The organism is Algoriphagus sp. NF, assembly GCF_028823735.1.
Lineage (GTDB): Bacteria > Bacteroidota > Bacteroidia > Cytophagales > Cyclobacteriaceae > Algoriphagus > Algoriphagus marincola.
In genome coordinates this window covers 70,184-81,748 of sequence record NZ_JAPEIB010000019.1, presented here as the reverse complement: position 1 = coordinate 81,748, position 11,565 = coordinate 70,184, and the positions used below count along the sequence as shown (strand labels likewise).

Here is an 11,565-nt window from a genome sequence, read left to right as displayed (position 1 = left end):
GACTTTCCCCAATTTCGACTTTAGTCCCTCTGTTAACAATAAATCGATTTTTTAGCCCGACCGCGGTTTGAATTAGGTATTTTTTGTTTTCGTCTATTTCTACCTCTGCAGCTGTGTACATATCAGAAAAATCAATCCTGATTTTTGGCTGATTGCGAAAAATGCTTTTGGTTGCACTTTTCGTTTTTTCATTTTGACCAAAACAGAGTATAGAAACAAATGTAAAAAGAAGAAGTAGTCTTAATCGCAATATCATACTATAAGGTACTATATAACAGATTCTTCTGCAAATCCTCGGTTCCTGAATAAAAGGTTTGGTTGACAGCAGAAAAGTCTCTGTTCTTTCTTTAAATACCTTTGAGTTAAGTTCCTTAAGGTAAATTATTCCTGCTTCTCCCCTCTAAACGTCCCATTAGGCTGAATAAAGCTCACGGCAATAATTTCTCCGTCTTTTTCCTCAAACTTCACCTTAAAGCCCTCTAATACTTTCAGGTTGAATTCGTGCTCGCCGATATTGACAAGTTCGTACTCAGGCTGACCGGGAACGAAAGCATAGAGCTTTTCCTCTTTGATGTAAACCTTCACTTCCTGCACACCCATCAGGAGATAGGCTCCTTCGTACTTTTTCAAGTCATCTATCGAAAGCTCGTTTTCCTTCGGGGTTCGCTTGAATTCGATTGGGTCGAGAGCAGGCTCAAAAGGTGCTTTCAATCCGGAAATATCTCCGGTCATATTGCTGACAAACTGAAAAGGAAAGGCGTTGTCCTTATTGGGCTCACCCTGATAGATTAAGTACATGTTGAAGGTGTCGTAATCTTTGTGTTCCAAGAATCCACCCAAGAGACCTGTCTGCACAAAGAGCGTATCATTTTTCAGGTCAATCTCCATTTTGCCATAGCCTGGATGTTCGTAAGTACCGGTGTAGTCCATTAAAATGTGAGAAGGCTTGGTCAGGCTGACTTTCGCCGTAGAGTCTGCGGCAGCTTTCGCCTTGGCCTGTGCTTCTTTGGCTTCCTCGAGTCGCTTGACTGTCTCGCCCAACCAATCCGCAGGTTCCAGATTCAGCATGCGATCGGCAATCATATTTCTGACCACATTGGGAAGTGGAGAGCCATTTTGATTGGTCAGAATCATGATCCCTAGGCTATCTGTGGGGAAGAAGGATGCGGAAGCTGAAAATCCGTCGATATTTCCCCCATGCTCCACCCGATAATGTCCCCGGTAGGAAGCCAAAAACCAGCCATAGCCATAGTTGGAAAATTGCACATCGGGATGCTCTTTGGAAGGAGTGCCGGCTGAGACGACCATTTGGGCACTCATGGCTTCCTTGACGTAGTCTTCAGGGATGATTTGTTCGCCCTTGAATTTCCCACCGTTGATCCAGGTGATCAGCCAGTTGGACATCTCGGGAACGCTGGAATTGATCGCTCCTGCAGGACCCATGGCTGCGATGTTGTAGTAGTCCATTTTGCTGGTTTTTCCGTCCAGCTCCACAGAATAGCCAAAGGATTTATCAGCATCCTTTTCCATCTCCGGAATGCGGAAATTACTTCGGGTCATGCCCAATTTGTCAAAAAAGAGTTCTTTCACATTTTGCTCCCAAGTCTTACCTGTGAGACGGGCTCCGATTTCTCCTTGGAGGAAAAACATCCAGTTGTTGTAGTACCACTGCTGCCGAAGTCCGGTGAAAGGCTCCTGAAATTCGATGCGCTTGATCAGTTCGGATTTAGACTCGGAAGGAAACATAAACCAAGAAAAGTCATGCCTCGGCAATCCCGTCCGGTGTGCCATTAGATCCTTGACGATAATTTGTTCATTCATCCAGGGTTCGGCAAATCGGAGTTCGGGAATGTATTTTCCGGGCCTCTCGTCAAAGTCGATTTTTTCATCCTTACTCAAAACGCCCAAGACAGCAGAGGTAAACGCTTTGGAAGAGGAACCAATGGCAAAAAGCGTGTTTTCTGTCACCGGAACCTGATTTTCCACATCCTTGTAGCCAAATCCTTTTGCATAGACGATCTGATCCTTTTGAACAATGGCTACCGCAAAACCCGGAGTTTTCAGCGCAACGCGGGCTTTTTCGAGTTCGGAGTCCAGGGTTTTGAATACATCCGGCTTTTTCTGAGAAAAGGAGGGGCTTGTAAAAAAGCTGAGAAGGAGGAGGGCGAGGAGAAGTCGGCGCATGATAAAATGGTTTAGGATAAACAATAATAAAAAATTGCCCCAAAAACAGATAGACTTATTTGGGGCAATTTGAAGAATTCAGGATGGTTTTATGCCTTAGCCGGCATTTTCTAAGGTCCTTCTAACCTGATCCAGATTGACCCGAACCTCCTCGATGGTTTCCCATTCACGGCCTCGCTCTCCATGCTCAATTCCTACATAGCCATGATAATCATGGGCAAGGACGATTTTCATCATTCGTGTATAATCCAATCCAAATTCGCGTCCATTGTCATCCCAAACCCTAGGTTTGAGACTGACTCCTTTGGCACGAGGCATCAATTGATCTACTCCTCGATAGGAATCGTAGCTAAGAATTTGATCTCCATCCCGCTTCATGACAAAGTTTCCAAAGTCAGGCAAAGTGCCTGCCCGAGGGTGTTCCGTTTGTCTGATGAGTTCGGCGAGCCAAGTGCCATTGGAGGAAAAGCCTCCGTGATTCTCTATGATGACATTGATATCAAAATCATTGGCGAATTCACATATTCTTCGAAGCGTGGAGCTACAAACGTTGATTGCCTCCTGCTCTTGCTTAGGGTCCTGACTGAAGGGGACGGCGGTATATGCATTCACCCTGATGGAGTGGCACCCGAGAAACTTGGCAGCTTCCACCCATTTTTTATGGTTTTCTACGGTTTGCTTTCGCTCTTCGGAGGTTGCGGCACCCAGCTGACCTTCCCGGTCCACCATAATCAATACGTTGGTGACGCCTTCTCCTTCGGAACGGGTTTTCATTTCTTGGAGATAGGCTTTATCCTGAGCCTTATCCATGAAAAACTGGTTGACATACTCCACTGCATCAAAGCCATGCTTTTTAGCTTCGACTGCAAAATCCAGGTTGTCCATTTTCCCACCAAACAAAAGCGGATTGACGGACCATTGTGCCAAAGAGATTTTAAAAATCGGGTCAGCTTTAGATTTGGCTAGCGCAAATTCAGGGACTCCCAGCCCTAAGGCAGCTGCTGCCAGACTGGTGTTTTTGAGGAAGGTTCTTCGATTGGTCATGGGGGATTGGGTTAATGGATTATTAGTTGTGATGTTCTAAGTTAATGAATTTGAGAGAGATTGTCTTTGGCTAAAGAGATTGCTTCGGGCCATCTAGGAAAAAGAATAGCTTTTGGCTTTTTTCTGGCCCTCGCAATGACGTCTAGATCGTTACTTCGAGGTTGACCGTCACTGCGAGGCTGACTACCGACAAGGCAGGGAGTGGACCGTCACTGCGAGCGAAGCGAAGCCTGCCCTCCGGGAGGCGGGCAGTCTTAAAGGAGAAATGATTGGAAAGATAGTTTGCTTCGGGCCATCTAGGAAAAGGAAAGGTTTTTAGCTTTTAGTTGTGGCCCTCGCAATGACGCAGAAGCCTACTCTATCAAATCTCCCATCCGCTTCGATACTCCCTTGTCAGCAACTGATTTGCATCTTCATCATTGGTGATTTTGACCAAGTTAGAATCGAAATCCACCTTTTTTCCTGCTCTCAGCGCAATAGCTCCCAGGTTGATCGTGTCGGTAATGCATTGAGCACGGGTAAAGCTCCCCGGGGTCTGTCGCTTTTCCAGCATGGCATCTACCCATTGGTCGGTTTTACGGTCCACTTCCCGTGAGTTGATCCGTTCGGAATCTCGGCCTGCCATCATGGTACTTTCTGGTAAAAGCACCGGACTTTCTCCACGGAATCCTCCCAAAATTTTGCCTTTTGTTCCCACGATTAGCAAACCTTCTTCAGGAGTATCTTTTCCGTCCATTTCCAGTTCTTCCGGTGCAAAAGGCTTCATTCCGCCATCATACCAAAACAGGTCAAAAGCAGGAAGGGAAGCTTGGGCTGGGAAATTCCACTTGATCGTGCAGCTAGCCGGAAAGGCTACGTCATTTTTGACCCATTGGTAGACCTGATTGACTTCCTCACGCGTCGTGGTTCCAAAAGCCCGAGCGGAAACGGGACTTCGATCGATGCCCAAAGTTTCAAAAAGCGGAAACAAACTGTAATGCCCCATATCCGCTACAGATCCACCACCGAACTCGTACCAACCACGGAATACATTGTGCGTGTAGTTTTTGTGATAGGGCATATCAGGCACCGGTCCAAGCCAAAGTTCCCAGTTCAAGCCATCTGGGATAGGTTGAGATTCTGAAGGTCTCTTGGTCCACTGCTGCCAAACGGGCCTATAGGACCAATTGTGGATTTCTTGCAATTCCCCGATCAGCCCGGCATCCATCCAAGCTTTGATTTGTCTGTATTCGGGTCGATCGGACCAAGCCAGCAAGTGAGTCACTAACCCAGTATCTTTCGCCTTTTGGATGACCTTTCTTCCTTCTAGCAGTCTGTTGGCGATGGGCTTGTGGGTAACCACATGCATTTTCTGGTCCATAGCTGCTAAAGCGATTGGCGCATGAGTATGGTCGGGAGTCATGATTTTGACTACGTCGATTCCACTTTCTTTGGCGAATAGTTCTCGATAGTCTTCGTAGCTCGCGCAGCCTTTGTATTGGCCGGAAGCTTGGTTTTGGGCGTAATATTTTTCCACATATTCCTGTCCAATTTCCCTGCCTCCGGGGATCCCTGGTTTGCCTTCCCACCAGGAATCGTCTACGATGGTTCTTCGAATATCATTTCGGATTCCATAAGGTGACCAGTCAAAGTAATCGGTTGAGAATTTATTCACATCGCAGACGGCTACCACCCGCACTTTGGGATTTTGCAAAAGGCTTCCCATCTCCCTTAGTCCCTGGGTTCCGCAACCGATATTGGCTACCGTCAATTGATCGGATGGAGGGATTTTGCCTAATCCCGCGATTACATTTGAAGGGACAATGGTGAATGAGGCGGCAAAAGTAGCAGCGGAGGCCAGAAAATCCCGGCGGTTCAAGTGGTTGGATTTAGACATGATTAAGGTTTTTTGGGTTTGAATTGAAATTTAGGGAATTGCGGTGAAAAAGGGGAATCAAATTGTTTCAACTCTCTTTAAGTAACCTCCAAAACTCCTGGTGCATCTTATCCGCATCGATCTCAGTATAGACTTGGACCACTCGAGGAGTATTTTCCGGAGGAGTCATCACCGATGAAACCGTCGCCCATTCGGGATGAATGTAAGCCATCACCAATGCCAAATCCCACATCACCCGGGTTTTGTCCTGTGGGTTGTGAACTCGCCAACGATCTGCCAAAATCTTTTCGATTGCCACGTTTTCATCCAGTCTCGCATAGGTATCGTCCCGGTCAAACTTCAAGGCAAAGGAAGTCGTCGTGGTCATGATGGTGAAGTCCAATCCTTCCAGATTCAAAAGATAATCGAAGGCATTCAGATCACAGCGTATATTGAATTCACTTTTGTTCCAAGCCCGAGATTCAGGCGTGTACCAAGAACCCAAGGAGAAAAGTCGGATTTTATCTTTGATATCGGGTGCCAAAATCAATGCTGTGGCCACATTGGTCATGGCCCCAAGTGTCAGGACATGGAGCTTTTCTTCTCCTTTCATCTTCCGGGCTTCGGCGATAATGGCCTGGGCTGCCGGAGAATCTCTCGGGTCCTGCTGTCCCCAAGCCCTGCCAATCTGCCGGTCTGCACCCAAAGGATGGGGGATGTCCATTCGTCCCATGGCCGTGAGGATTTCCTCATTGAGGCGCTGACTTTCTTCGACGGGCTTGAGTGTGGCGGTTTCGTAGGCATTCCACTTTTCGAAGACATTCAGATCGGCATTGTTGAAGTGGGCCGAACTCAGCCCGATCAGATCGATTCCCGGGACCTTGACCAGGTAGGCGATGGCGTAGAGGTCGTCCATCTCATTGCCAGTGTCGGAATCCAACCAGACTTTCTGCTGGGCGAATGCGAGGCTTTGGATTAAGAAAAGATAAGAGAGAACAAGGAAAAAGGGGATTTTCATAGGTTTCTAAAGGTTTACCTCCCAAGATAAAAAGATTGTTTCAAAAAGGGTAGGCAAGCTAATTTCCAGAAAAGCTTATCTTAAGCGAATAAATCAATCCGCCATGCAAAAGCTTGTTCTATCTCTTCTCCTTGGCTTTTTTCTTTTCTCCTGCCAGGTAAAAACTCCCCAATCGGAACAAATTACCTATCCCGATAGACCCAACATCGTTTGGATCGTCGTGGAGGATATGTCTCCCGAACATCTGGAAAGCTATGGAGGCACAGGAGGGAAGACGCCGAACCTGAACGCTTTGGCAGCGGAATCTCTGCAATACCAGAATGCCTTTTCCACAGCAGGAGTCTGTGCTCCTAGTCGGGCAGCTTTGATCACTGGGGCCTATCAAACTTCCATTGGGGCCCATCATATGCGGACTTTGGCTCCATCTGCAGCGGCAGGCGATGCTTATCCTCCAGGATTTAAGGGGTATTCTGCCGTGTTGCCTGAAGGAATGTGGCCCTATCCAGTACACTTGAGGATGGCAGGCTATTACGTAAGCAATAATGTGAAGGAGGATTATCAATTCCGCAGTCCGGTGATGATGTGGGATGAAAGCAGCCGCAATGCCCACTATCGCAACCGGCCTGATAAAAACCAGCCTTTTTTCTCCATTTTCAACTTTACCACCACCCATGAATCCCAGGTTTGGGCTCGGGAGGGTCAGGACAGCTTGCTGGTGGATCCAAAGGACGTGAGAGTGGCGCCAGTCTATCCAGATGATTCCCTTACCCGAAGAACTCTTGCTCGCTTCATCACCAACGTGATGCGGATGGATGCCCAAGTCGGAGAGGTGATTGCCCAGCTGAAAGAAGATGGATTGTATGAGAATACGATCATTTTCTTCTATTCCGATCACGGGGATGGGATGCCCTATTTCAAGCGGGAATTGTACGACCGGGGGTTGAAAGTGCCACTTTTGGTGAAAGCACCTTGGCTGGAAGGAGGGACAAAGACGGATGAACTGGTCAGTTTTGTGGATTTTGGGCCAACACTACTTTCTTTGGCAGGAATTCCCATTCCTGAAAGTATGCAGGGACAGGCCTTTTTGGGTGAGCAAAAGTCGGAGCCTCGAAAATACATTTATGCCGCACGGGATCGTATGGACTCCGAATACGATCGGGTAAGGGCAGTTTCAGATGGACGTTTTAAATACATCAGAAACTACATGCCTGAGAAGCCGAATTACCAAAATATCCAATATCGTCTTCAAAATCCCCTGATGGTTCATTTGCTCGAACTGAATGAAAATGGGGCACTCAATGAAAATCAAGCCCGCTGGTTTGCCCAAAGTAAGCCTGAGGAAGAACTTTACGACACTCAATCTGACCCTTGGGAATTTACCAATCTGGCAGGCAATCAAGACTACGCTGAAAAGCTTGCTGAGCTTCGCAAAGCACATGAGGATTGGGTGGTGAAGTACGGGGACAAGGGTGAAATGAATGAAATGGAAATGGTCCGAAACTGGTGGAATGGAGCAGAAAATCCACCAGTCACTGCGGAAGCTGAGGTGAGTTTCTCCGAAGGGAAGGTCACCCTTACTTGCCCTACACCTTCAGCTCTAATCGGCTGGAGAAAGTCCAGTGGTGATGCTTGGAAGATATACACCGGGCCTTTTGAGGCGACGGCAGGAGATTCCCTGTATGTGAATACCCATCGGATAGGGTATGATTCGGCTGAAAAAGCTATTGTTGTGAACTAGGCAAGCAGGGAATCTCCTTCACCGAACCAAAAGGCGGGCGAATCCTATATTCTTCTATCTGTTTTTGCCAGTCGATATCCTTCATCTGATAGTCCGGTGTGTAGCGTACCTGATCCCAAAAGGTCGATCTTGGATCTTTAAATCGGGGGTCATTCGTCTCTTCCATCCAAGCTAAAAGTTGTTGGCGAAGCGCAATTTTGACTTTGGCAAAAGCCGGGTCAGCGGCCAGGTTATGCAGCTGATAGGGATCCTTTTTCACATCGTAGAGTTCTTCTTCAGGCCGCAGGCCAAAGCTGAGTTGAAACAGATCCAGTTGTCCAACTTTGGCTTTTCCTTCCATCGCCATAATCAAGAATTTGGTAATGGAGTGGTCCACATCTCCATATTGGCCAACCGACTGATGCACGGTCGGATCTCCGACAGGATTGCGTTCTGGCATGGGATTCCAGATGTAGAGATAATCCTGATTTCGTACTGCGCGCATCGGATAGCTCAGATCGCCTTTCCGTACATTCGCATGGCGCTCTCGTTCGAGGAAAACTTGGTTTCGATCCTTCTTTTCTCCTGCCAAAAGTGCCCACAGGGATTGCCCGGACATGGAATTTTGCGATAGCCCCGCCGCCTCCACAAAGCTTGGCGCAAAGTCCACGAAATTCACAAAATCATGAATTACTGTTCCGGCCTTGACTTTTTTAGGCCAACGGATTGCTAATGGCATTCGCGTGCCGAAGTCGTAGAGATTGGCCTTGGCTCGTGGAAATGGCATCCCATTATCACTCGTCATCACGATGATGGTGTTGTCGAGTTCGCCGATGTCTTCCAGCATCGCAATCAACTGCCCGCACTCCCGGTCAAAACGCTCTATCTCAAAGTAGTAATCCAAGATATCATTTCGCACACAATCATTATCAGGGAAAAAGCCGGGAACCACCACATTCTCCAATTTCATCCCAGCCTGAATTCCCGTATTGGCCACATACTCCCGGTGTGGATCCGAGCTACCAAACCAAAAAGTGAAGGGTTCTCCAGCCTTTCTTTCCTTCAAAAAAGCGGTAAAATCTGCAAAGCTTTTCCCGGCAGGATTGTGCTCAAAACCTGTCACTTTAAACTCTCCCGGTCCCCAACCTTTTCGCGTGGAACCTGTAAAATACCCTGCTTTTTCCAAAATCTGCACATAGGTAGGATTTGCATTGGGAAATTCCGACCAGAGATTTCCCCCAGCGCCATTCTGATGAGGATAGCGGCCCAGAAGAATAGAAGCCCGGGAAGGGGAACAGGAAGGCGAGGCGGTGTAGGCATTGGTAAAAAGTGCTCCCTCAGCAGCCAATCGGTCGAAGGTTGGGGTTCTGACCACCTGGTCACCATAGACTCCGGCATGGGGAAAAGACCAATCGTCGGCAATCAGGAAGAGGATATTGGGTTGTTTGCTTTGGGCTTTTGTCGCAAATAGTGAGCAGAAAAAAAGAGATGATGCTAGTAGTAGGCTTTTCATAGGCTAGGCATTTTCCTGAATTTAGTTTGCTGTCGGGTTGATTCCAAAGGTATCTCTTGATTGCAAGTGGAGAAAAAAATTAAACTCGATGCATCCATTGGGCTAAATCGTGCATCTACTACTTAAGAATTAACTTTTACTTTTGACCAAACCGCACTGTTTTGAAAAGAATCACCATCATCTTGGTTTTGCTTTTGGGTTTCCAATCCCTCAAAGCCCAAGAAAAAGAAGGCTATTGGGGCTTGGCAATTGGTTTACGATCCCAAATCGTCCAAGACCAACTCATCACCCGAAGTCGCTATTCTGGGGCACCCATCTATTTCATGCTAAACCATGAGCGGCAAAAGCCAAAAAAATTAAGCAGTTTCCAATTTGAAGGAAGCATAGGTCCATTGAAAACCAGAGAGTTTGAAATCGGGCAGAATCTGGGTAGATATCAGCAGCCACAGATCACTTCCTATTGGAATGAAATCACCTATTCCTCCCTTTTCCGGCTAATAGCTGATGAAAAAAGTGACTGGTGGCTCGGGCCATCGCTTTCCCACCTGATCCATGTTCGCTACTCTCCCCGCTGGGACAATAGCGCAATAAACTATGATTTCAGCGGGAATCTTCAGGCTGAGGTTCGTTACCGCCGGAGTTTTGAGCTTTTTGGTAAAGCGATGAAAGGAAACATTGGACTTAAGCTTCCGGTAATCGGGTACATATCCCGGCCCATTTATGCTGGTGTTCCGGACTTTTTGGATCCGGAGCGGAGTTTCGAAAGTCAATTGTTTGAAAATACCAGCGTGAGTTGGCTAGGGGATTTTCCCAGAATTCAGTTTGATAACTTCATCGAGTTTCCCATCGCCGGGGGAAATAAAATCCGTGTGATTTACAATTGGGAGTACTATTCCTTTCAGGATCCCAATCCGGTGCAGACCGCCGCTCATACTTTTGGTATCAACTTTCTAATGCGCACCAAATGAAAAAGCTAACTGGAATTTGGACCCTGTGTATTTTGCTTGTTTGTGGATCATGTGAACAGCTCTTTCTAGACTCCCAGCCGGAAAATACAAATGCTGAGAATTTTGATGTGCTCTGGGAAGTGATGAATGAGCGCTATTCGCTTTTTGACTATAAAAAAATCGACTGGGATAGTGTAAGAAATGTGTATCGTCCGTTGGCCCTTCAGGCCCAAAGCGATACCGAGCTTTATGATGTATTTGCAGCCATGCTCAATACGCTTCGTGACGGTCATGTTAATCTTCGCACACCTTTCGATATTAGTAGGTATTTACCCTATTTGGGCGAACCTGCTAATTACAGTTTTGATGTTTTGGAGCAAAATTATCTTGGGGATTACCGCATTACTGGGTTTTTACTCAATCAGGAAATTGAAGGAGTGGGATACATCCATTATCGAAGTTTTGCAACGCCAATTTTGGATTCGGAATTGGATTTTGTCCTGGATCGCTTTAAAGGCCTGCTGGGGGTAGTTATCGACATCCGAAACAACGAAGGCGGAGATCCGGCAAACGGGCTGAAAATCATCTCCCGGATCATTTCAGAGCGAACCAGGTTGTATTCCTATCAGTTGAAAACCGGTCCCGCACCGGATGATTTTTCGGAGGAAAAGGAAGTTTTTTTAGATCCTGATACAGAAAATCCCAAATTTTCTGGACGAATCGTGGTGCTGACCAATCGGACGGTTTACAGCGCGGGAAGTTATTTTGCCGCCTACACCAAAGCCTTGCCTGATGTGGTGCTGATGGGAGATGATACCGGGGGTGGCTGCGGCGTGCCGGCAGGCTACGATTTACCGAATGGCTGGTATTTCAATTACAGCAGTACGATTGGCTACACGGTAGACGGGCTTAACTTCGAAGGAGGAGTCCCAGTTGACATCCGTGTAGAAATGACTCCTGAGGACATTGCGGCAGGGCGAGATCCGATCTTGGAGCGGGCGATCGAGTATGTGAAGGAGGGGCGTTAGTGTATTAATGGCCTTAAAAATCAGCTATTTTGAGGTGAAAGCAATTTCTGACCTCAATATTTAGGTTAAAAAGTAGTGCTTACATTAAAAATTCAAAAATTTAAGACCAAGTTTGCTTGGTTGAATAGATCGAATTGAATAAGTATTGAATTTGATTTTCGAGATTTTGGCTATAAATCGCTAGAATTCCTGCAAAGTTGGAAATCTGCATAGAAATGAAATCTAATCCTTTGCGTTTCTTCGTGTTCTTCGGGGTTCA

Annotated in this window: 8 protein-coding genes; 3 read left to right on the top strand and 5 right to left on the bottom strand. The window is 46.9% G+C overall.

Annotated elements, in window-relative coordinates:
* Positions 1-381: 381 nt before the first annotated feature.
* The 4 genes from OU792_RS10800 to OU792_RS10785 all read right to left on the bottom strand — a co-directional run bounded on the left by OU792_RS10800 (position 382) and on the right by OU792_RS10785 (position 6,101).
* Entirely contained in the window at positions 382-2,184 is a 1,803-nt protein-coding gene (locus tag OU792_RS10800) for a serine hydrolase (protein WP_274670172.1), read from the bottom strand.
* Positions 2,185-2,280: 96 nt separating this feature from the next.
* Positions 2,281-3,228 (bottom strand): sugar phosphate isomerase/epimerase family protein, encoded by a 948-nt coding sequence (locus tag OU792_RS10795; protein WP_222583939.1) that lies wholly within the window; start codon positions 3,226-3,228, stop codon positions 2,281-2,283.
* 361 nt (positions 3,229-3,589) lie between these two features.
* Positions 3,590-5,104, bottom strand: a complete 1,515-nt coding sequence (locus tag OU792_RS10790) for a Gfo/Idh/MocA family protein (protein ID WP_274670171.1) — start codon at positions 5,102-5,104, stop codon at positions 3,590-3,592.
* Between the two features lie 67 nt (positions 5,105-5,171).
* Positions 5,172-6,101 carry a nucleoside hydrolase gene (locus tag OU792_RS10785; protein WP_274670170.1) on the bottom strand — a complete coding sequence of 310 codons (930 nt, stop codon included), beginning with the start codon at positions 6,099-6,101 and terminating at the stop codon, positions 5,172-5,174.
* Positions 6,102-6,204: 103 nt separating this feature from the next.
* Between OU792_RS10785 and OU792_RS10780 the strand changes: the two genes are divergently transcribed.
* A complete protein-coding gene (locus tag OU792_RS10780; protein ID WP_274670169.1) occupies positions 6,205-7,839 on the top strand; it encodes a sulfatase family protein in 1,635 nt (544 codons plus the stop codon).
* Here OU792_RS10780 and OU792_RS10775 read toward each other — a convergent pair.
* Entirely contained in the window at positions 7,823-9,331 is a 1,509-nt protein-coding gene (locus tag OU792_RS10775; RefSeq protein ID WP_274670168.1) for a sulfatase family protein, read from the bottom strand. The two genes, OU792_RS10780 and OU792_RS10775, sit on opposite strands and share 17 nt — an antisense overlap.
* Positions 9,332-9,492: 161 nt before the next feature.
* Here OU792_RS10775 and OU792_RS10770 point away from each other — a divergent pair, with 161 nt between their 5' ends.
* Together OU792_RS10770 and OU792_RS10765 are read left to right on the top strand one after the other, a co-directional pair.
* On the top strand, positions 9,493-10,299 hold the full coding sequence (locus OU792_RS10770) for a hypothetical protein (protein WP_274670167.1): 807 nt from the start codon (positions 9,493-9,495) through the stop codon (positions 10,297-10,299).
* Complete coding sequence (locus OU792_RS10765; RefSeq protein WP_274670166.1) at positions 10,296-11,306, top strand: S41 family peptidase; 1,011 nt, start codon at positions 10,296-10,298, stop codon at positions 11,304-11,306. Before OU792_RS10770 ends, OU792_RS10765 begins: the two co-directional genes overlap by 4 nt.
* Positions 11,307-11,565: the final 259 nt, after the last annotated feature.